At 72.4% G+C, this 25,655-nt stretch carries 25 protein-coding genes and 1 pseudogene; 6 read left to right on the top strand and 20 right to left on the bottom strand.

Annotated features, from left to right (window positions below; genetic code table 11):
• The first annotated feature begins 91 nt into the window (after window positions 1-91).
• The 3 genes from AB0C35_RS32510 to AB0C35_RS32520 all read left to right on the top strand — a co-directional run bounded on the left by AB0C35_RS32510 (window position 92) and on the right by AB0C35_RS32520 (window position 2,582).
• Window positions 92-415 carry a YciI family protein gene (locus tag AB0C35_RS32510; RefSeq protein WP_358464389.1) on the top strand — a complete coding sequence of 108 codons (324 nt, stop codon included), beginning with the start codon at window positions 92-94 and terminating at the stop codon, window positions 413-415.
• Entirely contained in the window at window positions 412-1,650 is a 1,239-nt protein-coding gene (locus AB0C35_RS32515) for a sigma-70 family RNA polymerase sigma factor (protein WP_358464392.1), read from the top strand. Before AB0C35_RS32510 ends, AB0C35_RS32515 begins: the two co-directional genes overlap by 4 nt.
• 65 nt (window positions 1,651-1,715) lie before the next feature.
• Window positions 1,716-2,582, top strand: coding sequence for a VOC family protein (locus tag AB0C35_RS32520; RefSeq protein ID WP_358464395.1), 867 nt, complete (start codon window positions 1,716-1,718; stop codon window positions 2,580-2,582).
• A gap of 71 nt (window positions 2,583-2,653) precedes the next feature.
• Here AB0C35_RS32520 and AB0C35_RS32525 read toward each other — a convergent pair whose 3' ends face one another.
• Both AB0C35_RS32525 and AB0C35_RS32530 read right to left on the bottom strand, forming a co-directional pair.
• Window positions 2,654-3,235: an SIMPL domain-containing protein gene (locus tag AB0C35_RS32525; protein WP_358464398.1), complete on the bottom strand. Its 582-nt coding sequence runs from the start codon at window positions 3,233-3,235 to the stop codon at window positions 2,654-2,656.
• Window positions 3,156-4,151 (bottom strand): helix-turn-helix transcriptional regulator, encoded by a 996-nt coding sequence (locus AB0C35_RS32530; protein WP_358464401.1) that lies wholly within the window; start codon window positions 4,149-4,151, stop codon window positions 3,156-3,158. Before AB0C35_RS32530 ends, AB0C35_RS32525 begins: the two co-directional genes overlap by 80 nt.
• Window positions 4,152-4,283: 132 nt before the next feature.
• Between AB0C35_RS32530 and AB0C35_RS32535 the strand changes: the two genes are divergently transcribed.
• On the top strand, window positions 4,284-5,306 hold the full coding sequence (locus AB0C35_RS32535; protein WP_358464403.1) for a zinc-dependent alcohol dehydrogenase family protein: 1,023 nt from the start codon (window positions 4,284-4,286) through the stop codon (window positions 5,304-5,306).
• On the opposite strand, the gene AB0C35_RS32540 is transcribed toward AB0C35_RS32535, so the two are convergent.
• From AB0C35_RS32540 to AB0C35_RS32580, 9 genes are read right to left on the bottom strand one after another with little or no spacing between them, the layout of a single operon-like run.
• On the bottom strand, window positions 5,296-5,742 hold the full coding sequence (locus AB0C35_RS32540; RefSeq protein WP_358464406.1) for a RidA family protein: 447 nt from the start codon (window positions 5,740-5,742) through the stop codon (window positions 5,296-5,298). The two genes, AB0C35_RS32535 and AB0C35_RS32540, sit on opposite strands and share 11 nt — an antisense overlap.
• The gene (locus AB0C35_RS32545) at window positions 5,739-6,527 is read right to left on the bottom strand and encodes a fumarylacetoacetate hydrolase family protein (protein WP_358464409.1); all 789 of its coding nucleotides are present in this window, start codon (window positions 6,525-6,527) and stop codon (window positions 5,739-5,741) included. Before AB0C35_RS32545 ends, AB0C35_RS32540 begins: the two co-directional genes overlap by 4 nt.
• Entirely contained in the window at window positions 6,524-8,062 is a 1,539-nt protein-coding gene (locus AB0C35_RS32550; protein WP_358464412.1) for a 2-hydroxymuconic semialdehyde dehydrogenase, read from the bottom strand. Before AB0C35_RS32550 ends, AB0C35_RS32545 begins: the two co-directional genes overlap by 4 nt.
• Window positions 8,059-8,370 carry a EutN/CcmL family microcompartment protein gene (locus tag AB0C35_RS32555; protein WP_358464415.1) on the bottom strand — a complete coding sequence of 104 codons (312 nt, stop codon included), beginning with the start codon at window positions 8,368-8,370 and terminating at the stop codon, window positions 8,059-8,061. The genes AB0C35_RS32550 and AB0C35_RS32555 overlap by 4 nt, the downstream gene beginning before the upstream one ends.
• Window positions 8,370-8,696 carry a BMC domain-containing protein gene (locus AB0C35_RS32560; RefSeq protein ID WP_358464418.1) on the bottom strand — a complete coding sequence of 109 codons (327 nt, stop codon included), beginning with the start codon at window positions 8,694-8,696 and terminating at the stop codon, window positions 8,370-8,372. The genes AB0C35_RS32555 and AB0C35_RS32560 overlap by 1 nt, the downstream gene beginning before the upstream one ends.
• A gap of 46 nt (window positions 8,697-8,742) precedes the next feature.
• The gene (locus tag AB0C35_RS32565) at window positions 8,743-9,036 is read right to left on the bottom strand and encodes a BMC domain-containing protein (RefSeq protein WP_358464421.1); all 294 of its coding nucleotides are present in this window, start codon (window positions 9,034-9,036) and stop codon (window positions 8,743-8,745) included.
• A 53-nt stretch (window positions 9,037-9,089) separates the two neighbouring features.
• Window positions 9,090-9,941, bottom strand: coding sequence for a hypothetical protein (locus AB0C35_RS32570; RefSeq protein ID WP_358464424.1), 852 nt, complete (start codon window positions 9,939-9,941; stop codon window positions 9,090-9,092).
• On the bottom strand, window positions 9,934-10,962 hold the full coding sequence (locus AB0C35_RS32575; RefSeq protein ID WP_358464427.1) for a tRNA U-34 5-methylaminomethyl-2-thiouridine biosynthesis protein: 1,029 nt from the start codon (window positions 10,960-10,962) through the stop codon (window positions 9,934-9,936). Before AB0C35_RS32575 ends, AB0C35_RS32570 begins: the two co-directional genes overlap by 8 nt.
• Window positions 10,963-13,002, bottom strand: a complete 2,040-nt coding sequence (locus tag AB0C35_RS32580; protein ID WP_358464430.1) for a hydantoinase B/oxoprolinase family protein — start codon at window positions 13,000-13,002, stop codon at window positions 10,963-10,965. It abuts the gene before it with no gap.
• Window positions 13,003-13,143: 141 nt separating this feature from the next.
• Here AB0C35_RS32580 and AB0C35_RS32585 point away from each other — a divergent pair, with 141 nt between their 5' ends.
• Window positions 13,144-13,959, top strand: coding sequence for an IclR family transcriptional regulator (locus tag AB0C35_RS32585; protein ID WP_358464433.1), 816 nt, complete (start codon window positions 13,144-13,146; stop codon window positions 13,957-13,959).
• A 91-nt stretch (window positions 13,960-14,050) separates the two neighbouring features.
• Here AB0C35_RS32585 and AB0C35_RS32590 read toward each other — a convergent pair whose 3' ends face one another.
• From AB0C35_RS32590 to AB0C35_RS32625, 8 genes are read right to left on the bottom strand one after another with little or no spacing between them, the layout of a single operon-like run.
• Entirely contained in the window at window positions 14,051-15,682 is a 1,632-nt protein-coding gene (locus AB0C35_RS32590) for a thiamine pyrophosphate-binding protein (RefSeq protein WP_358464436.1), read from the bottom strand.
• Window positions 15,679-16,476, bottom strand: a complete 798-nt coding sequence (locus tag AB0C35_RS32595) for an enoyl-CoA hydratase/isomerase family protein (RefSeq protein WP_358464439.1) — start codon at window positions 16,474-16,476, stop codon at window positions 15,679-15,681. Before AB0C35_RS32595 ends, AB0C35_RS32590 begins: the two co-directional genes overlap by 4 nt.
• Entirely contained in the window at window positions 16,473-17,834 is a 1,362-nt protein-coding gene (purB, locus tag AB0C35_RS32600) for an adenylosuccinate lyase (RefSeq protein WP_358464442.1), read from the bottom strand. Before purB ends, AB0C35_RS32595 begins: the two co-directional genes overlap by 4 nt.
• On the bottom strand, window positions 17,831-19,426 hold the full coding sequence (locus AB0C35_RS32605) for a class I adenylate-forming enzyme family protein (RefSeq protein ID WP_358464445.1): 1,596 nt from the start codon (window positions 19,424-19,426) through the stop codon (window positions 17,831-17,833). Before AB0C35_RS32605 ends, purB begins: the two co-directional genes overlap by 4 nt.
• Window positions 19,423-21,444: a hydantoinase/oxoprolinase family protein gene (locus AB0C35_RS32610; protein ID WP_358464448.1), complete on the bottom strand. Its 2,022-nt coding sequence runs from the start codon at window positions 21,442-21,444 to the stop codon at window positions 19,423-19,425. The genes AB0C35_RS32605 and AB0C35_RS32610 overlap by 4 nt, the downstream gene beginning before the upstream one ends.
• Window positions 21,445-21,495: 51 nt before the next feature.
• Complete coding sequence (locus AB0C35_RS32615; protein WP_358464450.1) at window positions 21,496-22,323, bottom strand: ABC transporter permease; 828 nt, start codon at window positions 22,321-22,323, stop codon at window positions 21,496-21,498.
• On the bottom strand, window positions 22,313-23,179 hold the full coding sequence (locus AB0C35_RS32620) for an ABC transporter ATP-binding protein (RefSeq protein ID WP_358464453.1): 867 nt from the start codon (window positions 23,177-23,179) through the stop codon (window positions 22,313-22,315). The genes AB0C35_RS32615 and AB0C35_RS32620 overlap by 11 nt, the downstream gene beginning before the upstream one ends.
• A complete protein-coding gene (locus tag AB0C35_RS32625) occupies window positions 23,176-24,141 on the bottom strand; it encodes an ABC transporter substrate-binding protein (protein ID WP_358464456.1) in 966 nt (321 codons plus the stop codon). The genes AB0C35_RS32620 and AB0C35_RS32625 overlap by 4 nt, the downstream gene beginning before the upstream one ends.
• Before the next feature lie 214 nt (window positions 24,142-24,355).
• Here AB0C35_RS32625 and AB0C35_RS32630 point away from each other — a divergent pair.
• Window positions 24,356-24,492: pseudogene (locus tag AB0C35_RS32630) on the top strand (SAM-dependent methyltransferase); the annotation flags it as partial.
• Between the two features lie 371 nt (window positions 24,493-24,863).
• Here AB0C35_RS32630 and AB0C35_RS32635 read toward each other — a convergent pair.
• Window positions 24,864-25,592, bottom strand: coding sequence for a Uma2 family endonuclease (locus AB0C35_RS32635; protein WP_358464459.1), 729 nt, complete (start codon window positions 25,590-25,592; stop codon window positions 24,864-24,866).
• Window positions 25,593-25,655: the final 63 nt, after the last annotated feature.

Raw genomic sequence — 25,655 nt, forward strand, 5'->3', positions numbered from 1 at the left:
CTTCAGGTCTGCCGACGCACCCGGGGGGCGCCGTGGTAGAGGTGATCGGCCGCCCGCCAGGGGCGTCCCGAACCACAGGAGATGATCCGAGATGCAGTACCTGGTTTCCGTGATCGACGACACGGGCGATCTCGCCGCCCCGGAGCAGCAGGCTGCGATCGACGCGTTCGACGACCGGCTCAAGGCGAACGGGCACTGGGTCTTCGCCGGCGGCCTCACGGTGCCCGGCTCGGCCACCGTCGTCGACAACCGCGGCGAAGAGGCGATGTTCACCGATGGGCCCTTCCTGGAGTCGAAGGAGTTTCTCGTCGGCTTCTGGATCATCGAGGCCGACGACCTGGACGTGGCGCTCAAGCTCGCCGCCGAGGGGTCCAAGGCCTGTGACCGGAAGATCGAGGTGCGGCCGTTCCGGTGAGCGCCGTCGAGGCCCGGGAGGCGATCACCCGGGCGCACAACGAGGAGTGGGCCCGGGTGGTCGCGTCCCTGACCAGGCGTTTCGGTGACCTCGACATCGCCGAGGAGGCGGCGGCCGAGGCGTTCGCGACCGCCGTCCAGCGGTGGCCTGCCGACGGTGTGCCCCCCAACCCCGGCGGCTGGCTGACCACCACCGCCACACGCAAGGCCATCGACCGGATCCGGCGCGAGAGCAAGCGTGAGGACAAGCAGAAGGAGGCTCGGCTGTGGTGCGACGACCCGCCCGAGCCTCCGGAGGCCATCGGCGACGAGCGGCTCCGGCTGATCTTCACGTGCTGTCACCCGGCGCTGGCGATGCAGGCGCGCGTGGCGCTGACGCTGCGCATGGTCGCCGGTCTGACCGTGCCCGAGATCGCCCGCGCCTTCCTGGTGCAGGAGGCCGCCATGGGGCAGCGGATCACCCGCGCGAAGGCCAAGATCAAGGCGGCTCGCATCCCGTACCGGGTGCCGTCCGCGGAGGATCTCCCGGCGCGCATCTCCGGCGTGCTCGCCGTCCTCTACCTCGTCTTCAACGAGGGCTACCTGGCGACCGGTCCCGACACCGATCCGGTGCGTCACGACCTGATCGCCGAGGCGATCCGGCTGGCCCGCCTGATCCGTGCGCTCATGCCGGAGGACGGTGAGGTGGCCGGGCTGCTGGCCCTGATGCTCCTCACCGAGGCCCGCCGCACCGCCCGGGTCTCACCGGACGGAGAACTCGTCGCCCTCGCCGACCAAGACCGCGCGACCTGGGACGCGGCGCTGATCGCCGAGGGCCACGGGCTGGTGCGCGAGCGCCTGGCCGCGGCCGCCGCCGGGGCGGCTCCGGGCCGCTACCAGATCCTCGCGGCGATCAGCGCGGTGCACACCTCCGCCCGCGACGCGGGCGACACCGACTGGTCGCAGGTCGTCGCCCTCTACGACCAGCTCGTCCGCCTCGACCCGTCACCGATCGTCGTCCTCAACCGGGCCATCGCGGTCGCCGAGCTCGACGGGCCGGAGGAGGCGCTGGCGGCCATCGACCCTCTTGAGCACGAACTGGCCGACTATCACGCCTACCATGCGGCCCGCGCCGACCTGCTGCGCCGACTGGGCCGAGGTCGGGAGTCACGCGCGGCCTACGACAAGGCCATCGAGCTGGCGGGCAACACCGCCGAGGTCGCCTACCTGACACGCCGCCGCGACCAGCTGGAGTAGCGTCCGCGAAGTTCGAGGCGAATTGCGGACGGGATCTGGCCTGAATGCGTCCTAGGGTCGCCGCCATGGAGATGCAACAGGACACGCAACGGACCTACCCCGAAGGTGTCACCTCGTGGGTCGATGTCGAGCACCGCGACCTCGCGGCCGCCGGTGAGTTCTACGGCGGCCTTTTCGGGTGGACGTTCCTGGAGGCCGAGGCCGAGGCCGAGGCCGGGGGCGAGGGTACGCGGTACCTCGTCGCGCAGCTCGACGGCCGGGATGTCGCCGGGCTCGCCGAGAGTGCCGATGCCACCGTGCCCGGCAGCGGAGGTTGGAACACCTACGTGGCGGTCGACGACGCGGACAGGGCAGCGGCTCGGGTGAGCGCGGCGGGCGGACGAGTCGTCCTTCCTCCGGCGACGGCCGGCGACGGCGGACGAGTGGCACTGTGCGAGGATCCCGGCGGCGTGCCGTTCCGGCTGCGGGAGTCCCGGAACCGCCCGGGCGCCCAGCTGACCAACGCGCCCGGCACCTGGAACTTCAGCGATCTCCACTCGGCCGATCCCGCCGGGGCCGGCGGCTTCTACACCGCGGTGTTCGGCTGGGAGCTCACCGACGCCGGGTTCGGTGCGATGATCCGGCGGCCGGGATACGGCGACCACCTCGCCGCGACGGTGGATCCGGGCATCCACGAGCGGCAGGAATCGGCCGGGGCGCCGCCCGGCTTCGCCGATGCGATCGGCTGGCTGACGGAGGCCGCCGAAGATGAGCGGCCCGGCTGGCACGTGACGTTCGCCGTGGCCGATCGCGACGACACCGTCGCCGCGGTGGAGCGTCTGGGCGGCACGGTGGTGGCCACCGACGACACCGACTGGACCCGCACCGCGGTGGTCCGCGACCCGCAGGGCGCCGCATTCACCGCGAGCCAGTTCGCCCCACCGGCGAATTGATCACCGGCCGCCCGGAACGGGCCGGCCCGGCCGGAACAGACCAGCCCGGCCGGCCGGTGATCCATCGCTCGTCAGTCGTGGTTGATGGAGAAGCCCAGGATGACCGCGGCGGACACCACGACATGTCCGGGCGCCAGATCCTCGGGGGACGCCTCGCCGCCCGAGCCGTGCCCGCGATACCGCTCGGATCGGACATGCTCGGGATCGACGTCGTCAATGTGCAGGACGGCCCCCAGCCGCACTCCCGCGGCCTCGGCGTACAGTTCGGCTTTGCGCCGAGCCGCACCGACCGCCTGCCGGCGGGCCTCCGCTCGCAGATCGCCCTTGCCGGTTACATCGAAGTCGACCCCGTCTATCTCATTGGCGCCTGCGGCGACCACATCGACGAGCAAGGGCTGGACGTCATCGAGAGCACTGGACTCAACGGAGAACGAGGCCTGGCACTCGTACCCGATGAACTTGCGTTCCGCCCCGCCGTAGCTCCACGAACTCTTCAGGCCGAGCCGTGATCGCTCAACGGCCGCGTCCGGTATCCCATGCCGCCGCAGTGTCTGCCGCACCGCTTGCACGGCGTCACTGGCCGCGGCGAACGCCTGAGAAGGTGTCTGCTCTACCCGGATCACCTTGAACCTGGCCCGCACGAGGTCGGGCATCGCCTTCACGCTCGACGCGCCGTAAGCGGCCACGCCCCACGGCCTTTCCATCATCTGCATGGCGATGATCTAAGCAGAGGGAGCCCAGGAGGCGGAGGCGCTCGGCGGATGGCGAGCCGGGTTCGGCGGTGTAGATCATGAGCATCAGGCCGGGTTCGGCGGTGACGGCGAGTTCTTCGTGGGCGAGGACGAGTTCGCCGACCTCGGGGTGGTGGAAGCGCTTGGTCCCGGCGCCGAGGACGTGCACGTCGTGGGCGCCCCACAGGCTGCGGAACGTCTGGCTGTGGGTGGAGAGCTCGCCCACGAGGTCTTGCAGGGCGCGGTCGTGGGGGTCGCGTCCAGCCTCGGTGCGGATGACCGCCACGCTCATCTGGGCGAAGCGGTCCCAGTCGGGGTAGAAGTCGCGCGAGGCGGGGTCGAGGAACAGGAACCGCGCCAGGTTCGGGACGCGTCCCGCGTCGCCGATCAGCGGTGAGTAGAACGCCCGGCCGAGGGCGTTAGTGGCCAGGACGTCCGTCCGGGGGTTGCGGACGAAGGCGACGGCGTCGGTGATCGCCTCCAGCGTCCAGGCGAGGCTGGGGCTGATGGCGGCCGGTTTCGTCGCGCGGCGGCGGCGCCGACCGGAGGCGGGGACGCCGTCGGCGGCGCGGGCCAGGTCGAACAGGTGCGCGCGTTCGGCGTCGTCGAGCCGCAGCGTGTCGGCGACGGCGTTCAGGACGGCGGTGGACGCGCCCCGTACAGCGCCCCGTTCGAGCCGCGAGTAGTACTCCACGCTCACGCCGACGAGCATCGCGACCTCGCTGCGGCGCAGCCCGGGCACCCGGCGGCCCCGCCCGGCGGGCAGCCCCACCTGCGCGGGGGTGACCTTGGCGCGCCGCGACATGAGGAACTCGCGCACCTCGTGGCGGTTGTCCATGCATCGAGGGTACGGCGGGCCGGCGCCGGCGAGGGGTGCCCTGTCGGGGCACGTCATGGCAGGGACTCTCGCGGACGCCTGTGCCGGTGTTCCCTGGGATCGGCCGTCCCGGCGAATGAAGGAGCGAAGACCATGCGTGGAGTCGTCATGCACGCCCCCGGCGATGTCCGGGTCGAGGAGCGCGCGGACCCGCTGATCCTGGAACCGACCGACGCGATCGTCCGCACGAGCGCGACGTGTGTCTGCGGGACGGATCTGTGGGCCTATCGCGGCGCGGACAAGCTCGAAGGCCCCAGGCCGATGGGTCACGAGTACGCCGGTGTCGTCGAGCGGGTCGGGGGCGCGGTGCGGAACATCGAGGTCGGCGACTTCGTCGTCGGCTCGTTCTTCGCCTCGGACAACACCTGTGAGATCTGCCGGACCGGATACCAGGTGCATTGCGTCCACCGCGTGCCCATGGGGTCGATCGGCACTCAGGCGGAGCTCGTCCGGGTGCCGCTGGCGGACGGCACGCTCGTGGCCACACCGGGCATGCCCGGCGCCGACCTGGTCCCGTCGCTGCTGGCCGCGTCCGACGTGCTGGGGACCGGCTGGTTCGCCGCCGTCGCCGCCGAGACCGGCCCCGGCAAGACCGTCGCCGTGGTCGGCGACGGCGCCGTCGGCCTGCTGGCGATCCTGGCGGCCAGGCAGCGGGGCGCCGAGCGGATCATCGCGTTCAGCCGCCACGGCGCCCGGCAGGCCCTGGCACGCCGGTTCGGCGCCACCGACATCGTCGAAGAGCGCGGCGACGCCGGGGTGGCCCGGATCAAGGAGCTCACGGGCGGGTACGGCGCGCACTCGGTCATCGAGGCGGTCGGCACCCAGCAGTCCATGCGGCAGGCCATCGGCGCAGCCCGTCCTGGCGGTCACGTCGGCTACGTCGGCGTCGCGCACGACGTCATCCTCGACGGGCGCGAGCTGTTCTTCTCCGGAGTGCACATGCACGGCGGCCCGGCCCCCGTGCGCCGGTTCCTGCCCGAGCTGATCCGGCTCATCTGGGACCGCGCCATCGACCCCGGCGCCGTCTTCGACTCCACCCTTCCCCTCGACCTCGCCGCCGAGGGCTACCGGGCCATGGACGAGCGCCGCGCCACCAAGGTGCTGCTCACCGCCTGACCGGCGGGCGGGCGGCGATCGCCTGGATCTCCAGCAGGAGGTGCGGGTGGGGGAGCTGGTGGACCGCGACCGTCGTGCGGGTGGGTCCGGTCTCGTCGAAGTACTCGCCGTAGACCTCGTTGTAGCCGGCGAAGTCGTTCATGTTGACCAGGTAGGCGGTGATCTGGACGAGGTCCCGGAGGTCGGCGCCGGCGGTCTGGAGGATGTCGCGGACATTGTCGATCACCGCGTGGGTCTGGGCGCGGATGTCGAGCCTGGTGGTGCCGAGTTCGTCGGCTTCGGCGCCCGCGATGGAGTTGTCGGGGCGGCGGCTGCTCGTCCCGGAGACGAAGATCAGGTCACCGGTCACGCGGACGTGGGGAAAGCGTCCGCGCGGAGTCGCCTTCCCCGCGACCAGCCCGGAGGGTTCGGGTGTCATGGGGGGTTCGGGTGTCACGCAGTGTCCTTTCCGGCCACGCGGAAGAGGGCGGAGCCCAGTCCTTCGACTCGGGCTTCGACGCGTGTTCCCGCCCGCAGCGGTACGGCGGCGGTGGCGGCGCCGGCCAGGACGAGGTCTCCGGCGGCCAGCGGCCGGCCGTATCGGGCGGCAAGTCGCGCTCCGGCCGCGAGGGCGGCCAGCGGGTCGCCCAGGATCGCGGTGGTGGAGCCCGATTCCGCCACTTCTCCGTCGACCGTCAGCGTCACGTCCAGGCCGTTGATCGAGCCCGTGTAGTCCTGCCACTGGCCCAGGACGTAGGCCGCGGACGAGGCGTTGTCGGCGATGACGTCGGCCAGGTTGAACCGGAAGTCCGCGTAGCGGGAGTCGATGATCTCGATCGCGGGTGCGACGGCCGCCACGGCGGTGGCGAGGGACGCCGGCGGTTCGTCCGGCTCGGGTGCGCGGGAGAGCCGGAAGGCGATCTCCGGTTCGGCGCGCGGGTGGATGTGGCGGTCCGGATCCAGGGTCTCCGTGATCTCCATGGCGTCCGTGAGGCGGCCCCAGATCGTTTCGTCGATGCCCATCTGGCGCATCTTCTCGCGGCTGGTGAAGCCCATCTTGATGCCGGTCATCCGCTCGCCGCGGCCCAGGCGGCGGGAGATGGAGAGGTCCTGGACACGGTAGGCGTCGTGGACGGACAGGCCGGTGCGCTCGCTGATCTGCTCGATCGCGGTGGCGGTCAGCGCGGCGTCGTCCAGCCGCTCGGCCAGGTCTTCCAGGGTGCCGCTGTCTCGGACGGTCATGCGTCTCCCTCGGAGAGGTCCAGGCACACGTTGGTCAGTTCGGAGTAGAAGGCCAGCGAGTGCGCGCCGCCCTCCCGTCCGATCCCGGACGCCTTGACGCCGCCGAAGGCGGTGCGGAGGTCCCGGACGAACCAGGTGTTGATCCAGACGAGGCCGGTGTCGAGCCGGGCTCCCGCCCGGTGTGCGCGTTTGACGTCCCGGGTCCACACCGTGGAGGCCAGGCCGTAGTCGCTGTCGTTCGCCAGGGCGAACGCCTCCTCTTCGGTGTCGAACGGGGCGATGTGGCAGACCGGGCCGAAGATCTCTTCGCGGTTCGTGCGGGCGTCGGCGGGCAGGCCGGTCAGGACGGTGGGCTGTACGTAGGCGCCCGCGTCCCGCGCGTCCCCGAAGGACGGCACGTCGCCGCCCGCGACGACGTCGGCGCCCTCGTCGCGCGCCAGCCGGTAGTGGCCCAGTACCTTCGCGCGATGGCCCGCGGAGATCATCGGCATCATGGCCGTGCCGGGGTCGTCCGGCCAGCCGAAGCGGAGCGCGCGGGCGCTTTCGCCGAGGCGTTCCACGAACTCCTCGTAGACGGGGCGCTGGACGTAGAGCCGCTCGGTGCACAGGCAGACCTGGCCGCCGTTGGTGAACGAGGAGCGCGCCGACCCGGCGACCGCGGCGTCCAGGTCGGCGTCGGCGAAGACCAGGCCGGCGTTCTTGCCGCCGAGTTCGAACGAGACCGCCTTCACCCCGTCCGCCGCCGCCCGCATGATCGACGCGCCGGTGGCGGACTCTCCGGTGAAGGTGATCGCGTCGACGTGCGGGTGGCGGGTGAGGTGCTCGCCCGCCGAGCCGGGGCCGAACCCGTGGACGAGGTTGAACACGCCGTCGGGCACGCCCGCGGCGGCCATGACCTCGGCGAGGACGGTGGCGCTGGCCGGGGTCTCCTCGGACGGCTTGACCACGACGGTGTTGCCGCACGCGAGCGCGGGCGCGACCTTCCAGGTGAGCAGGAGCAACGGCAGGTTCCAGGGGACGATCACCGCGACGACGCCGACGGGCTTGCGGACCTCGTAGTTCAGCGCCCGCCCCCCGGACGGCGTCGTGGTGGTGAACGTCGCGCCCGGCGCGGTGGTGATCATGTCGGCGAACGCCCGGAAGTTGCCCGCGCCCCGCGGGATGTCGAGCGTGCGCGCCTGGGAGACGGGCTTGCCGGTGTCGGCGACCTCGGCGAGGACGAGATCGTCGAAGCGGCGTTCCAGTTCGTCGGCGACGCGGCGCAGCACGGCGGCGCGCCGGTGCTCGTCCATCCGCCCCCACGGGCCCCGCAGGGCGGCGCGGGCTGCGTCGACGGCGGCGTCGACCGTGTCGGCGCCGGCGTGGGACACCTGCCAGATCACCTCGCCGGTGACGGGGCTGGCCTTGTCGAACGTGGGACCGTCCTGGACGAAGCGGCCGTTGACGAAGTTGGGCAGCCGTCCCGGACCGCCGGGAGAGCGTCCCCTGATCAGGCCGGGGACGAGGGCCGGGCCCGTGTTCACGGCGGTGGTCATGTGGATGCGGCCTTCCGCGGGGCCTTGCGTGTGCGGCGCGCCGGGGCCGCCGTCTCGGACGCGGATTCGGTGGACGGTTCGGCCATGAGGCCGATGACGGCGGCGTCGCAGGTCGCCTCTCCGGTGGCGGCGGCCGCGGCCTCGTCCGTGGTGACCAGCACGAGGCTGCCGATGCCGACGTCCAGGAGGTCCACGGCGACGCGTTCGGGACCGTCCGGCCGTTCCCGGACGAGGACCAGCCGGCGGCCGCGCAGCGACGGCGTGATGCGGTCGGCCCAGACCTTGCCGACCACCTCGGCCAGCAGCATCAGCCACCGCCCTTCAACGCGGCCATGACCTCGCGGATGCGGGCCGCCTCGGGGGCGTCCAGCAGCGCGACGGTGGCCGAGTCGGGCTTGGGGTAGATCTGGGAGCTGCGCAGTTCGCCGTGCTGCTGGATCGCGGCCTCGCCGGAGGCGACGGCCTGCCGGACGGCGGCCAGGCTGCCGCGCACCGCGGCGGCCAGGTAGCCGCTGGTGACCCGCTCGATCGCGATGCACTGCACATCGGCGGTCTTGATCATCGCTTCGACTCCGGCGGACAGGGCGACCACGCCGCGGGTCTCGACGATGCCGATCGCGTTCTCGGTGGACATCGGGTGTTCCCCCCTTTGACTCTTTCGACTCGTTCGTCTGGTGCGGCTAGTTGCCCAGCAGGCGCGGCTCGGCGTTGAGCGCCCGGACCGCCTCGCAGGGGCTGGCGAACACGATGGACTTGACGCCGCGGCCGGCCTTGGCGCGGGCGACCTCCTCGCCCACGTCCACGGCCTCCTCGACGGTGGCCAGGTCGCCGCGCACCGCGACGGCGACGATGCCGCCGCCCAGCCGGACGACGCCGGTCACCTCGACTTCGGTGGCCTTCACCATCGCGTCGACGGCGTCGAAGATCGGGACGAAGCCCTCGGCTTCGATGAATCCCGCTGCGACGTTGCGCATGGGTGCTCCTCACAGATCCTTGTCGGGTAGGGACGCGGGCTCGTGCCGGCGGGTCATGGCAGGTTCCAGGACAGGACGGCCCCGCCGGTCCCCCACAGCGGCCCGTAGGCGTGCCCGCGGGCCGGGCCTCGGGCGGCGCCTGTGCCGTTCAGGAAGGCCAGTGCCCGGAACTGGCTGTCGGCCTGGGCCTGCCGGGCGAAGTCGTCCCGGGCGGCCAGCGCCTCGTCCATCCGGCCTTCGGTGAGCAGGCCCAGCATCCGGTTGTTCCACCGGTCGTGGGACGGCTCGGCGATGTGGTCCTCCGCCGGTTCGATCCACTTCTGGATCAGGCCGGACGACAGGCCCGACACCGCGACCACGGCGGCCCGTACCCCGGCCTCGCGGGCGGCGGCGGCGCCGGCGGCGCCCACGTCGGCCAGGGTGGCCGCGTCGGCGTAGAGGTTGCACGACACCTGGGAGAAGCGCAGCGTCCGGTCCGGGTCGAGGAGCGCGGAGGCCACGATCAGGCCGGTGTCGATGGGGAAGCCGTCGTAGCGGGTGCGGCGCGCCTGCATGCCGCGGGCGTCCACCTCCGCCGCCCAGCGTTCGGTGAACTCGACGTCGAACCGGAGGTCGTAGTCGAGTTCGCCGTAGTCGTAGGCGTACCAGTTCTCGTCCACGTGCCGCCCCTTGGGATTGGGGTCGCACTGGAACTGGTGGCCGAGGACCGTGAACCACTGCGTCGAGAGCAGCAGCACCACGTCGGGCCGCGCCTCGCGGAGGCGGGCCCCGACCTCGCGGGCGGCGCCGGCCAGTTCCGCCCAGCCGGGCGCCTGGTCTTCGGCGAGCAGGTGCGGCATGCCGGGCACCAGGACGGCGCTGAAGGCTCCCGCGTGTCCCGCGTCGGCGGGCGGCCGGTCAGCCATGCCGGCCCCCTTCCGGGGTCCACTCGACGACCGCGTTGCCGGTGCCAATGATCGTCCCGTAGCCGAGCACGTCGCCGGGGACGGCGGGCCAGCCCATCGCGGCGAGCATCCAGGTGAGGCTGCCCGCCTTCGTCTCCGACGCGGTGGCCTCGATGTGCTCGGAGATCAGCTCCCGGAGCGGGGCGGTCGGCCCGCGCCGCACGGACTCCAGGAGCTTCATGTCCCAGCGGTACTGGTGGTCGTTGTAGGGGTGCTCGCGTTCCATGTCCTCGGGCACCGGCGGTTCCTCGTGCCAGTGCAGGTGCGACAGGGAGTTGGAGGCGAGCAGGACGGCGCGCCTGCCGGTGCGTTCGACGGCGCGCCGGGTGGCCTCGCCCAGCACCTCCATCTCGCCGAGGGACGCCTCGGAGTAGAAGTAGGGGTTGTTGTTGGCCGACAGGGACACGACGGGGATGTCCCATTCCGGGTTGACCATGTGCAGCGCGCCGATGGTGGCGTAGTCGACGCGGACGCCGGGCTTGCGCATCTTGCTGGTCACGAGGCCCATGCCGCTCGCCTCGTCGGCGATCGCCTCGGCCAGCGGCACGTCGGTCTGGAAGTCGTAGTGGTAGCGGAACAGGTGCGGGAAGATCGGCTCGACCGACAGGCCCTTGGGGTTGGGCACGCAGTTGACGTGGTGGCCGACCATGGTGATCCAGTGCGGTGCGTGCACGATGAGCACGTCGGGGCGGTGCACCTGCTTGATGCGCTGCCGCAGCCGGTCGTACGCCCAGCGCAGCACCTCCCAGCCGCCGTGCGAGCGGGGTTCGTTCTGCGGCGGGTTCTCGGCGTAGACCAGGTGCGGCGGGTGGGGGCTGAGGTACCCGGCGACGATGCCCGCGCGGAGGTTCTCCGCTCCGGACGCCTGCGCCGATGCCGCCGGGTGGCCGCCGATCCCGGTGCGGGCGGCGTGCCGGCCCGCCTGCCCGCCTCGCCCGCCCTGGCCCGCGGCGGGCGGCGGTACGTGGAAGACCCTGCTCATCTAGGCTGTGACCTCCTTCAGCGGCTCCACCTCGCCGGGGCGGGTGAGGACACGCGCGTAGGCTCGTTCGTCCTCGGCGAGGCCGAGGATCTCCAGCGCGTCCGGGGCGAGTGCGGCGGTGTCTGCGTCGAGAGCCGGATCGTGGACGACCCAGGCGCGCAACGGCGCGGGATACCGCCCGTGCAGTTCGACCAGGGAGCCCTCCGGCAGGTCTTCCGCGGGCGCGGTGTAGACGAGGCGGCGGGAGCCGCGCTCTCCGGTGAAGGCGGGACGACCGGTGGCCGCGATGCGCAGATGGCGGCGGCCGCCGCGGAGTTCCTCGCGCAGCGCCTCGGTCGCGGCGTCGTCCACGGCCCCCGAAGAGTCGAGGACGACGCCGTAACCGGAACGGGCGCTTTCGGCGACGACGTATCCCTGGGCCACGTCCTCGGCGACGCGGGCGGGTTCGCGCTGGAGCGGGTCGCCCCATCCGCCGCCGCCCGCCGACTCCATGACGAGGACGTCGCCGCGGCCCAGGCGGTGGCCGGAGACCTTGCCGGGGGTGTCGAAGTCGTGCCGCCGCCCGCCGCGCAGGATGTGCGTGCCGGTCGGTGCGCCGGGTCCGCCGGAGGACAGGCCGTACGGCGGGACGGTGGTCCGGTCCGTCTGCACCGAGTACGCGCCGGAGGAGGCGAGCAGCCTGGTGGCGCGGCGGGAGCCGAGGCCGCCGCGCCGCAGTCCGGCTCCGCCGGAGTCCTCGCGCAGCTCGCAGTCCTCGACGAGGATCGGGATCTCGGCTTCGAGCCGTTCCACCGACTGGATCGTGGAGATGTCTCCCAGGTCGACTGGGTTCATCGCGCTGGGCCCGTCGGACTCCAGGTAGCCGCCGTTGCCGCCGGCCGGGTAGTCGTAGTACAGGTAGGGGCGGCCGGTGGCGGCGTCCACCCCGCCGATCAGGTTCTGGAAGGTGGTTCCGAACTGGTCGGCGGCGACCAGCTCGGGGGCGACCTGGCTGAGCGCGGCCATCACCGCGGAGATCACGCGCTTGCGCACCTCGCTGTGCGCGTTGGCGGGGGCGGGGTAGGTCACGTGGACGACGGTGCCGGGGTCGGTGTGCACGGTGAGCGGCCGGAACGCGCCGTGGTTGACGAGCCCGCCCGGGTCCAGGACGGACTTGACCGCGATGAACACGCCCGCGGTCGTCATCGCGAGCGAGGAGTTGACCACCGCGGCGACCTGGGTGGACGAGCCGCGGAAATCGGCGATGATCTCGTCGCCGCGGACGGTCAGCGCGCAGCGCACCATGGCGGCGTCGTAGCCGCCGTCGGTGTAGAGGTCGAGGTAGTCCTCGTACCGGTACGTGCCGTCGGGCAGTTCGGCGATCCGGTCGCGGAGCCTGCGTTCGGTGCGGTCCATGTTGGCCGCCACGCCGCCGAGGATGTCTTCGGCACCGTGCCGTTCGACCAGTTCGCGCAGGCGCCGTTCCGCGGTGCGGCAGGCGGCGATGCACGATTCGAGGTCGCCGCGCCGCTCGTCCGGCATGCGGACGTTGGCGAAGAGGATCGCGAAGGCGGAGTGGTCGTCGGCGCCCTCCGCGATGAGCCGGATCGGCGGGATCCGCAGGCCCTCCTGAAGGATCTCGGTCGCCCGGCCGGAGACGCTGCCGGGCGTCATGCCCCCGATGTCGGCCCAGTGCATCCGCACGCAGGGGAACAGGAACAGTTCGCCGTCGACGAAGACGGGGCTGATCAACGTGACGTCGTTGAGGTGGCTGCCGCCGCGGTACGGGTCGTTGACGATGTAGACGTCGCCGGGCCGCATCCGCTCCCGGTGGTCGGCGAAGATCTCGGCGACCGAGGCCGGCATCGCCACGACGTGGCCCGGCATGTCCCGGCCCTGGGCCACCATCTCGCCTGCGGGGCTGAACAGCGCGCAGGAGAAGTCCTGGGCGTCGGCGATCACCGGCGAGTGCGCGGTGCGGAAGACCGTCTGCCGCATCTCCCGGACGATCGAGACCAGACCCTCGGTCATGATCTCCAGATCGATCGGATTGAACGTCATGGATGGGCCTCGCAGATCGAGCGTTCGTTCCGGGGTTCGCCGACCTCGGAGTGGTTGCACCGGAGGAGTTTCACGTAGTTTCACTATGTGAGCCTTGCTCTATATTATGAAACTTAGCAGGTAGAAGAAGGGGTGGGCAAGATGACCAACACCGTGGACGACGGCCCCGGCACCGGTCGCGAGTCGGGAACCCAGGCCCTCGACCGGGCGCTGCGGATCCTTCTGGCATTCCCCCGCGAGGAGCCCGAACGCAAGGTCAGCGACGTCAGTCGGGAGCTCGGGCTGCACAAGTCCACCGCCAGCCGGCTCTTCCGCGCGCTGACCGACGCGGGGTTCCTGCAACGCAACGAGGAGACCGGCATGTACCGGCTGGGCGTCACGGTCTTCGATCTCGGCGCCCGCTTCCTGGCGGGGCTCGACATGCACGCCATCGCCCGTCCGCTGCTCCGCGAACTGGCCGAGAGGGAGGGCGAGTCGGTCAACCTGGGCATCCGCGACGGCCTGGACGCCATCTCCATCGACGTCGTCCAGGGCACCCGCAACGTCCAGCTCGTCTCCCGGCTGGGCCGCCGGATCCCGCTGTGGTGCAGCGCGGCCGGCAAGGCGCTCCTGCTCGACCACGGCGACGCCGAGATCCGCGCGCTGCTGGCGGGCGCCCCATGGACCGCCCTCACCTCCCGGACGATCACCGACATCGACACCTTCATCGAGAGGTTCGGCGAGGTCCGCGAGCGCGGCTGGGCCGGCAACGACGAGGAGAGCGAGGAGGGCCTGCGGGTGGTCGCCGCCCCCGTCCGCGACCGGATGGGCACGATCGCCGCCTCGATCAGCGTGTCCGGGCCGATCTTCCGGCTGGACGACGCGCGGATGGCGGAGCTGGCGGCCGCCGCCGTCCGCACCGCCGACGAGCTGTCCCGGCGGATCGGCCACGGCGTGGGCGAGATCTGGGGAAGCTGACGACCGAGCCCGCGACCTCGCTGAAGAACGGCCGCCGCAGAGGCGCCCGCCCCGCGAGGCGGCACGGCCCCGTCCGGGACCGGCCCGCGCCTCAGAACCGGTCCTGGACGGCACCACGGGCCACCCGTACATGGAGCAGTGCGGGACCCCGCAGCGGCAACAGCGCGTCGAACGCCGCCTCCGCCGACGCCGCGTCGCCCGCGGCGTGGGCGGGGACGCCGAGAGCCCGCGCCACGGCCGCCAGGTCGCGGGGAGGGAACCGCGCCGGTCCGGGATCGGCACCGCGCGGGACGAGCTTGCGCACCTCCGCCCCATAGGCGGCGTCGTCCAGGACCACCACGAGGACGGGAAGTCCGGACCGGGCCAGGGTGTCGAGTTCCCCGAGCGACGTCAGAAGGCTGCCGTCGCCCTCGAAGACGACGACCGGACGGTCGGGCCGGCCCGCCGCCGCGCCGATGCCGAAGGCCGTCCCCACCCCGATGCTGCCGAACTCCCACGGGGCCAGGAACGCGCGGTCGGTGGCCCTGGAGTCGAGATACAGGTTCGGCCAGCCACCGAAGTGGCCGACGCCGACGACCGTCGTCCGGTCGGCGGGCAGCCGCCGCGCGCAGATCCGCATGAACGACCGGGGGTCGATGCGGTCGCCGTCGGACGCCGCGTCCCCGTCGGGTACACCGTCGAACGGGTCCGCCGAGGCGATCTTCGCGGCCAGTTTGTGGGTGCGCCACTCCGGGCGGCGGCGCTCCGGCAGTGCCCGGGACAGCTCCCCGGCCGCGAGGGCGGCGTCGGCGACCAGACCGTGATCGGCGGGCCAGCGCGCCCCGATCGCGGCCGGGTCGACGTCCACGCAGATGACCGCGGCCGCGGGGAACAGGTTGCCGTGGTCGGCCGTCCACCGGTTCAGCCCGGCGCCGAAGGCCACCACGAGGTCCGCGCGTCCCAGCGTCTCCCGGGTCAGCGGACGGGCCAGTCCGCCCGCCACTCCCAGCGCGTACGGGTGCCCGGTGAACAGCCCGGCCGCCATCAGGGTCGTGGTGAGCACGGCGTCCTGCCGGTCGGCCAGCGCGACCAGTTCCCCGGCGGCGTGCTCGGCGCCGCGGCCGGCGAGGATCACCGGGCGCCGCGCCGTCCGCAGCGCATCGGCGACGGCCGCGAGCGCCCCGGGATCGGGGGCCGGCCTCACCTGGACGCCGACGCCGGCCGGCAGGCGCGGGACGGCCTCATCGGGGTCGGCGTCCTCGTCCTGCATGTCCATGGGGGCGTTGAGGACCACCGGCCCGGGTCCCGTCCGGGCCTCCCGGAAGGCCAGGGCCGCGTCCCGGCGCGCGGTGCCCGGCGTGCGCACCGGCACAAACCGTCCCGCCGTGGCCAGCGCGAACGGCTGCTGCTCGAAGTTCTGGACGTGGAGCGGATCGGCCACCGGCGTGTCCCCGGCCAGCAGCACCAGCGGCGTCCGGGCCTGGCGGGCGATGGTCAGGGCGTTGCCCGCCGAGGCCAGCCCCGGTCCCTGCGTCACCGTCGCGACGCCGCAGCGCCCCGTTGCACGGGCATACCCGTCGGCCATCATGACGGCGGCGTTCTCGTTCCGCGCAGCGATGTAGCGCACGCCGTGCCGCTCGATCAGATCGGACAGCAGGAACATGTTCGCGTCGCCCATCAGGCCGAACACCGTGTCGACGCCCTGCGCGACCAGCTCGTCGGCCAGCGCCTGGAAGACCTTCACCGCTGCCCGCCCCTCCGCGCCCGGGGATAGTCGCCGGGCGGGCGGAGCGCCACGCTGAGCGCGCCCATGTAGGAGTCGGCGGCGACCGCCTCGAACCGCGGCCCGGCCAGCCGGGCGGCGCGCTTGGCCATGGACCGGCCGAGCGGCGGGTCCGCCAGCAGCCGCCCGGCCAGCTCCGCGGCCGCCCGCTCCAGCGGCTCCCCCGGAGGCTCGACGCGCATCACCAGCTCGTGGTGGAGCATCGCGCCGGTCTCGATCCGTTCCCCGAGCATCACCCACCGCTTGGCGCGGTCGGCGCCGGCCAGGTCGGCGAGGATCGCCATCCCGCTCCAGGTGAGCGGGATCCCGAAGCTCACCTCCGGGAAGGTGAAGAAGCACGTCGTGGCGGCCAGCCGCAGGTCGGAGGCCAGGCCGAGGACCGCCCCGGAACCGATCGCGGGACCGTTGAACGCCGTCACGGTCGTCTGCTCCAGCCGGTACCAGCGCTCCACGAGCTCGGCGGTGCGGCGCTGCACGTCCATCGTGACGGCGGCGTCGAGCGTGGCCAGCTCGTCCAGGTCCGTCCCGGCGCAGAAGGCCGCGCCGTTGCCGGTGAGGACGACCACCTCCACCCCGGGTTCGCGGCCGAGCCGGTGCAGGACGTCCTCGAAACGCGCCAGCATCGCCAGGTCGAAGGAGTTGCGGCGTTCGGGACGGTTCAGCACCACGGTGGCGAGCCTGCCCTCGATCCGCAGGGTCACCGGCTCGCCCGCCTCGCCCCCGTCCCCGGCCGGCGGGTCAGTGATGTCGTTCATGTGGTCTCCGAGTTGAGCAGGGCGCGGTCCACGAGGGCGGCCGCGTGGCCGACGTACGACAGCGGGTCCAGCAGCCCGTCGATCTCGGCGGGGGTAAGGGCGGCGGCGACCTGCGGGTCGGCGCGCAGCGCGGCGGCGAACGGGCGCCCGTGCTCCAGGCTTTCGGCCACGATCCGGTGCACCAGGGCGTGCGCCTCCTCGCGGCCGAGAAGGGGCGCCAGCCGCAGCATCACCGACTCCGACAGGACCAGGCCGCCGGTGGCGTCGAGGTTGGCGCGCATCCTCGCCGGGTTCACACCGAGGTCGCCGAAGACCTCCAGCAGCCGTTCCAGTGCGCCGCCCGCGAGGATGAAGCATTCGGGCAGCAGCTTCCACAGGGTCATCCCGACGCCCATGTCGCGGTCGTCCTGCGCGACCATCGCCTGCAGCGCGACGGGGACCTGGGCGCGCAGCGTGGTCGCCGCCGCGATCACCGCCTCGCAGCGGATGGGGTTGCGCTTGTGCGGCATGGTGCTGCTGCCGACCTGGGCCCCGCCCTGCGGCTCGTACGCCTCGCCGATCTCGGTGCGGCCGAGGAAGTAGACCTCCCGGGCGAGCTTCTCGACGCTGGCCGCCACCAGCCCGAGCGCGAGCAGGCACTCGGCGAACCGGTCCTGGGACGAGTGCCACGGCGTCTCGGCGACGCCCAGCCCGAGGTCGGCGGCCATGGCGCCTTCGAGTTCGAACGCGTGCGGCCCGTACCCGGCCATGGTCCCCGCCGCGCCGCCCATGCTGATCACCAGCAGCCGGGGGGACAGCTCGGCCAGCCGCGCGCGGTGCCGCTGGAGTTCGCTCTGCCAGACCGCGCAGCGCAACCCGAAGGTGGTCGGCAGCGCCTGCTGGCCGTGGGTCCGGGCGGGCATCACGGTGTCGCGGTGCCGCAGCGCCAGCCTGCGCAGGCGCCGGATCAGCTCGTCGATCTGCCGCCGCACGACCCGCAGGCCCTCGCGGACGCACAGTACGAACCCGGTGTCCATGACGTCCTGGGTGGTGGCGCCGAGGTGCACGTGGCGTCCCGCGTCGCCTTCGCAGGCGTCGGTCAGCGCCCGCACCATCGGCACGAGCGGGTGGACGGTGTCCTGCGCACCGGAGGCGACGGCGTGGAGATCCAGCCGTTCCACGCGGGCCGCCGCGGTGATCGCCTCGGCCGCGCGGTGCGGGATGACGCCGAGGCCGGCCTGAGCCCGCGCCAGTGCCGCCTCCACGTCCAGCCAGGACTGGAGGAGCGCGCGATCGTTGAAGATGCCTCGCATCTCGTCGTTGCCGAAGAAGCTGGTGACGGTCAGCGAGTCCAGGAAGCAGGAAGCGGCCGGATTCACGGGTTCCCTCCCGTTCGTTCCCGGGACAGCGCGGCACGGACCGCGCCTCCGTCGACCTTGCCGTTCGGCAGCAGCGGCAGCTCGTCCACCACCTTCAGCAGGGTCGGGACCTTGTACCGGGCCAGGCGCGCGGCCACCCCCGCGGTGATCTCCGCGGGATCCACCTCGGCACCCGGCGAGGGCACGATCAACGCGCCGACCTCCTCGCCCCAGCGCTCCGACGGCACCCCGGCGACGCAGGCGCGGCCGACCCCCGGCTGTTCCAGCAGTGCCTCCTCCACCTCGGCGGAGCCGATGTTCTCCCCGCCGCGGATGATCATGTTCTTGAGGCGGCCGGTGAGGACGAGCACGCCGTCGCCGGCCAGCCGCGCCCGGTCGCCCGTGCGCAGCCAGCCGCCCGAGACGAACGCGGCGGCCGTCGCGCCGGCGTCGCCGACGTACCCGGTCGCCAGGGACGCGCTGCGCACCAGCAGCTCCCCCTCCCGGCCCGGCGGTACGGAGCTTTCCGTTCCGGGTTCGACGATCCGGGCCGTGACCTGCGGCAGCACGCGTCCGACGCCGCCGGGCCGCGGTTCGCAGGAGCCGTCCCCGGGATCGACGCTGATCGTCGGCCCCGCCTCGGTCTGCCCGTAGATCACCGCCACCCGGTCAAGGCCCAGCACCCGCCTGGTACGCGCCACCAGCCCCGAGGTGCAGGACGCCCCGCCGAGGAAGCCCAGCCGCAGCGAGGACAGATCCCAGCGGCCGGGCTCCGCCTCGACGCGCTCGACGAGCATCTCGGCCATCGTCGGCACTGCCTGCAGGACCGTGCAGCGGTACCGGACGATCTGATCCAGCACCGCCTCCGGGCGGAACCTGCGCGGGGACGCCCACAGGGCCCCGGTCACCAGCGCGAGGATCGCACCGCTTCCCAGCCCGGCGGCGTGTGCGAGCGGCAGGGGCGAGGCGAGCGCGTCGTCCCCGCCGATGCCGGCGGCGCCGGCCGTCCAGCGGGCGTTGAGGATCAGGCTCGCGGCGGGCAGCGCCACCATCTTCGGGGACCCCGTCGACCCGGAGGTGAACTGGACGTTCAGCGGGGCCGCGGAGTCGGCGGCGGGCGGCGGGACCGGCTCGTCCCAGCCCGGCAGGGCGGCGAGTGCGTCGCTCCCCCGGTCCTGGTCGAAGACCCGCACGCGTTCCCCCGCCGGGCCCGGGACGAGGGGCGCCAGGCGACCGAGGAGGCCGGCGGTGGACTCGTCCCTGATCCGGGCGGCGGCCAGGAGCGCGTCCGGTCGGGCCCGGCGCAGGCCCTCGGCCAGCTCGTTCTCGCGCAGACCCGGATGCAGCGTCACCAGCGTCGCGCCGCGCCAGGCGGCGGCCGCCAGCAGCACCAGCCAGGGCAGCCCGTTCTCCGCCCACACCGCGAAGCGGCCGCCGCGGCCGATGCCCATCCCCGCTAGGACGGCCGCGGCGCGGCCCGCCTGGTCGGCGAACTCGCCGGCGGTCACGGGCCGCCGCGACTCGGGGAAGGCGTAGAGCGGACGGTCCGGATGCGCCTCCGCCCGGTCGAGCACGAGCGCGTCCAGCGCCAGCGGGTCCGGCATGGCGTTCATTCCCGCACGAGCAGCAGGTTGCGCTGCCGGTCCACCATGCCCGTCCAGCCCCGGCCGACCACGGTGGTGCTGCCGATCTCCCGGACCACCGCGGGACCCACGACACGGGTGCCCTCGGTGAGGTCGGCGCGGTGCCACTCGGTGGCGTCCGTCCAGCCGTCCGGCCCGTAGACGCGGGTGGCCCCGGGCTCGGGCGCGGAGCCGCCGGGCGGAGGGAAGACCAGGTCCGCCGCGGGACCGAACGCGCTCAGCCGGCAGTTCACGATCTCGACGGGGTGACCGGAACGGGCGTAGGAGTACCGCTCGGCGTACGCGTCGTAGAAGGCGGTGACCAGGTCCTCCGGCGCTTCGGGCAGTTCCTCGAACGGGACGGCCACATCGAAGCTCTGGCCGCGGAACCGCATCCCGACCGACAGCGCGAAGACGATGTCGTCCGGGTCGACGCCGTCCTCGTCCTTCATCAGCTCCCGCGCCGCCTCCGCCATCTCCGCCACCAGGCCGCGCACCGTGTCCAGCCCGGCCTCGTCGGCGGCGACCAGGACGGTGCGGACGTAGTCGTGCCGGGCCCGCGCGGCGACGAAGCCGAGCGCGGAGAAGTTGCCCGGGACGGGCGGCACCAGCACCCGCTCGATGCCCAGCTCGTCGGCGAGCGCGGTCGCGTGCATGGGCCCCGCCCCGCCGAACGGCATCAGCACGAAGTCGCGGGGATCGTGGCCGCGCGCGACCGAGATCTCCTTGATGGCGCTGGTCATCTTGACGGTGGCGAGCCGCAGGATTCCGTGGGCCAGTTCCATCGCCGTCAGGTCGCCGAACTCCGACGCCAGCCTCTCCATCGCCTCCTCCGCCAGGTCGGCGCGCAGCTCGACCTGGCCGCCGAGCGCGGCGGCGGCGTCGAGGTGGCCGACCAGGAGGTGCGCGTCCGTGGTCGTCGGCTCCCGCCCGCCCCGCCCGTACGCCGCGGGCCCGGGGCGCGAACCGGCGCTGCGCGGCCCGACCCTCAGCTCGCCGCCGACGTCCCGCCAGGCCACCGACCCGCCGCCCGCGCCGATCGTGTTGATCTCGGTCTGGAAGGTCTTGTTGGGGTAGCCGGCGATCTGGCCCTGGTTGGTCATCAGCGCCGCGCCGTCCTTGATCAGGCAGACGTCGGTGCTGGTGCCGCCGATGTCGCAGGTGATCACGTTGGCGAACCCGGCGCGGGCCGCGACATAGGCGCCCGCGGCCACCCCGCCGGCGGGCCCGGACAGCGCGAGGTTGATCGGCAGCCGCCCGGCCTGCCGGGTCGAGACCACGCCCCCGCTGCTGGTCATGATCGACAGGGGGCGGGTGTAGCCGCTGCTGGCGAGCGCCTCGCCCAGCCCGCCCAGGTACTCGCTCACTGTCCCCCGGACGCTGGCGTTCAGAACCGTCGTCGTGAACCGCTCGTACTCGCCGTGCTCGGGCACGACCTCCGAGGAGATGCTGCACACCGCCGCCGGCCTGCGCTCCAGGACCCGCTCGGCGACGGCCCGTTCGTGCGCGGGGTTGCGGTAGGAGTGCAGCAGGCACACCGCGATCGCGCGCGGGGCGTCGTCGCCGAGGCGGTCCAGCTCGTCGAGGGCGCGGTCGAGCCCGTCCAGGTCGAGGGGGGTCTCCACGCCGCCGTCCGCCATGACCCGCTCCCGGACGGGGAAGCGCATCCGCCGGGGCACCAGAGGAGCCCGCGCCGGCTCCTTCACGCTGTAGAGCCGGGGCCGGTGCCCGAGCCCCATCTCCAGGACGTCGCGGAACCCCTCGGTCGTCAGGACCGCGACCCGCTCCCCGGCCCCTTCCAGCAGCGCGTTGGTGACCCGGGTGGTGCCGTGCACGAACCGCCCTGCGTCCGAGAGCGACACCCCGATCGCGGCCAGGCCCTCGAAGATGGCCCGCGCCGGATCGTCGGGCGTGGACAGCGTCTTCGCCTCCCGCAGTACGGCTCCGCCCGGCTCGTAGACGATGACATCGGTGAAAGTGCCTCCGATGTCCACCCCGATGAGCAGCATGTGAGTGTCAGACCTTTCCAGTGAGCGGCGGGCGGCCGGGTTCGGCTGCGGTCACCCGGTGACGCCGTAGCGGCGCAGTGTCAGGCGCGTCCCGGCGCGCAGCATCCAGTCGAACAGGTAGCCCAGCACCCCGAGCGCGACGATCCCCACGAAGACCCATTCGGTCCGCGCGTAGTTGCGGGCGGTCCAGATCAGCGACCCGAGCCCGGTCTCCGCCGCGACGATCTCCGCCGAGACGATGGTGAGGAAGGAGTTGCCCATCGCCAGCCGCGCGCCCGTGACCGCGTACGGCACCGTGGACGGCAGCACCACCGACACCAGCGTCTGGAACTGGCTCGCCCCCAGCGACTGGGCCGAGCGCAGCCGCAGCTCGTCGATCGACATCACTCCGGCGAGAGTGTTGACGGTGACGATGAAGACGCTGGTGTAGAAGATCAGTGCGACCTTGGACGCCTCGCCCGGCCCGAGCCAGATGATGGCCAGGGTCACGAACGCGATCGGCGGCACGAACCGGAAGAACTGGATGTAGGGGTCGAGGAGCAGCCGGAGCCACTGGATCCGCCCCATCACCAGCCCCACCGGGACGCCCAGCAGCACGCCGATGCTCCACCCGGCGAGGATCCGGCCCGCCGACGCGGAGGTGGCCGACCACAGCGTCCCGTCCCGCGCCAGGTCGATCGCGCCGTCCAGGGTGAGGCGGGGCGAAGGGAAGAAGAACGCGGTGTAGTTGCGGCTCACCAGGTCCCAGAGAGCGAGTCCCAGCAGCACCGAGAGCACCGAGATCCCGGCCCTGCGGAGCCGCGGACGGCCGCTCGGGAACCTGCCGCCGCCACCGGCCGCGGTCTTGGTGGGAGGCAGGCTTTCGGTGTCAACGGCCATGGGTCTCTCCGATCACGGCGGCGCCGGCTCCCTCCGGGGTCCGGCCGGCGTGGCCGTCGTCCAGCCCCTGGGCGCGCAACGTCTTGGTGACCTCGGCGCCGATGTCGTCCCGCAGCCGCCGGTACAACCGCGCGCAGTCGGGGTCGGTCAGCTCGCGCGGCCGGGGCAGCGCGATCTCGTACACCTCTTTGATGCGGGCCGCGGGGCCGGCCGTCATCGTGACGACGCGGTCGGCCAGGAGCAGCGCCTCACCGATGTCGTGGGTCACGAAGACGATGGTCTTGCCCGACTCCCGCCAGATGCGGTCCAGTTCGACCTGCATGACCTGCCGGGTCTGCGCGTCGAGGGCGCCGAACGGCTCGTCCATCAGCACCAGCGTGGGCTCGTTCGCCAGGACCCTGGCGAGCTGCACGCGCTGCCGCATGCCGCCGGAGAGTTCGCCGGGCAGCCGCTTCGCGCTGGGCGCCAGCCCCACCATGTCCAGGTAGTGCTCGGCGAGCGCGGCCCGCCGCTGCTTGGGAAGCTTGCGCATCCGGGGCCCGAACTCGACGTTCTGCTTGACGGTCAGCCAAGGGAACAGCGCCTCGCCGCTCTGGAACACCACCCCGCGCGACACGTCGGGCCCGGTCACCGGCCGGTCCCCCACGAGCACCCGGCCGGACGCCGGCGGAACGAAGCCCGCGACGGCGTTGAGCAGCGTCGACTTACCGCAACCGCTGGGCCCGAGCAGGCACACGAACTCGCCGGCCGCGATGTCGAGCGAGGCCCCGTTGACGGCGAGAAAGTCCCCGAACCGGATGTCGACGTCCTCGATCCGCACCGTCGACCCGGCGGCCTGCGCGGGCCCGCCCGTCACGCCACGCCCCGTACGAGAATGGACTTCACGTCGACCCTCTTCTCGACGATGTTGGCCTGCTCGTGGAACTCGGTGATCTCGCCGTAGCGCGTGATGTCCTCGTCGGTGAAGTCGCGGACCTTGCACTCGACGCCTTCGAGCAGCGACACCGCCTCGGCCGCCGGGACCTTGATCGCCTTCTCGGTGGCGGCGCCGGCGACCTGGGGGTCGGCGGTGATCTGCTCGCAGGCCTGCCCGATCACGTTCACCAGGGACTTGGCCTTCGCCTGGTTGGCGTCGTACCAGGCGCCGTCCACGTTGATGACGAGGTTGTAGACGTACCCGACGTCGCCGCTCGTCAGCAGGACCTTGCCGCCGTTGTCGACGCCGCGGCTCGGCCACGGCTCCCACATGATGTACCCGTCGATGTCGCCGCGCTTCAGCAGCGCGGGCATCTCCGCCGGGGACGACTTGACGAACTCCACCGAGTCGCGGTCGATGCCCTTGGAGGACAGCACCTTGTTCGTGGCGAACTCGTTGACCGTCCCCGCGACGACGCCGTACTTCTTGATGTCCTTGACATCGGCGACGCCGTCCCGGGCGACCAGCTTGATGAAGCTGCCCGACTGGGAGAACACGGCGAGCGACTTGAGGTTCCCGCGCGAGGCGCGCATGAGGAGGCTCGACTCGGTGTTGGCCGCCACCTGCCCCTGCTTGGCCAGGATGGCGTCCAGCCCGCCGGTGCCCTCCTGGTACTGGACCACCTTCACGTCCAGGCCGGCCTGCTTGAACATGCCCTTCTGATCGGCGAGGTAGATGGGCGAGTAGGCGGGATCGACCCCCACCCCGAAGGCGATCTGCCCGCCCGCCCCGGCGGCCTCCGCCGGACCGCCCTCGCCGGCCTGCTTGTTCTCCGCGCAGCCCGCCATTCCCACGGCCGCCAGCAGAGCCACCGCCGCGATACGCCAGCCACTTCTCGCCATGGCCCCTCCCTCTCCCGCGCCGGACCACATTGTGGTCCTAGTTGCTCATAGTGGGACACTAGCCCCGCGCGATACCGAGCGTCAAGGTCTGCACTTTATGCACGCCCGAAAACCCAAAACACCCAACAACCTGCACAGACGCCACCCGACCCCGGCAGCGCGTCCCGGTTGCAGAAGCGGCCGATCGCGCGGCCACGTTCCGACGGACGGCGTAGACCCGCTGGTCCTCGCCCACGCCACGCGCTGCTCACCAGCACGCCGCAGGGAGCGACCGCCTATGTGGACGCCGACGTGAACCAGCCGGACGAGATCCTGGAGGCCGCGCGACAGAGGCTGGACTTCGACCGGCCGAGCCACCGACGCGCACGGCATCGGCGGCGGCGCGCCTCCAACCCGAGGACGCCGCCAAACGCAGGCCCCTAACCCAGAACACCGCTGGGGAGCTATCCGGATGATCCGGGGCTCCTCACCGAGCCCACTCCCGAGCGAGCACCGGACGCCGCACTTGCCGACGACCCGTCTGGCCCTCTACTTGCCTGGCCCGGTCCCTACTGCTGGCTTCCCACCTGTCAGCAGGGTGGCTGACGGCCGTATCTCGAAAGATCGCCGTCCGTCGTGACGAGCTTCGCGTGGCGCGAGGAGGTCTGAGACGAACCCCGGCCGGTGACGCATGTGATGAAGGAAGCGCACCCGGTCTCGGGGCCTGCCAGGCGTTTCGGAAATCAGCGCTCGCGGACGGCCTTGAGCTCGATATCGAGGTCGAACGGCAGGGTGGCGGTGATCCGGTCATGGTGGACGCCGGTCGCGACGTATTCGCCGGTGGCGTCGTCCAGCTCGTAGGTATAGATCGCGAACGCCGGCGCGGTCTGGTCGGTCTCCACCCGCCAGTAGTGCCGGATTTGCGCCTCCGCGTACAAGGTCGGTTGAATCCGCCGGTCCTTGCGCTTGGTGGACGGTGACACCACCTCGATGACAAGAGCGACCAGGTCGGCAGGGATAGGACGTTCGTAGACGTCGTGGGCGGCGGAGTACACGACTATGTCGGGGGCGATCTCGACTGGCTCTACCTCGTCGTCGTCCAAGAGGACGTCCACGTCAGTGTCGACCTGCCAGGCATCAGGAGCGGCGTCTTCGATGCGGGTCGCCAAGCGCCGCGCGATGCGCTGGTGGATCGGACGGGGCCGCGGGTTCACGACGAGTTCTCCGTGGATGAGGCTTACACGTACCGGGAGGTCTTCGGGCAGCGCCTCATAGTCTGCCCGAGTCCAGGTGTCGCCGGACGGCAATGGGAGAGTCAGCGCATGCATGGCTCGTGGTGCCTCCGGCGGTGTGGGTCCGGTTACTAAGTAGTCAGGGTACCTTCGGCACACTTTCCAGGCCTCATGCCCGGCCGACCCGCCGCACATCAAGGCCCCACGGCCACGGCGACCCGCCGAGGTTGGACGGCTCATGCGCACGGCCTCGTCCGGCGGCCCGTTGCGGATTTGCGCTGCATGGGCACGGCGTCTTCCTTC

Origin of the sequence: Spirillospora sp. NPDC048819, assembly GCF_040650055.1 — a bacterium.
GTDB lineage: Bacteria > Actinomycetota > Actinomycetes > Streptosporangiales > Streptosporangiaceae > Spirillospora.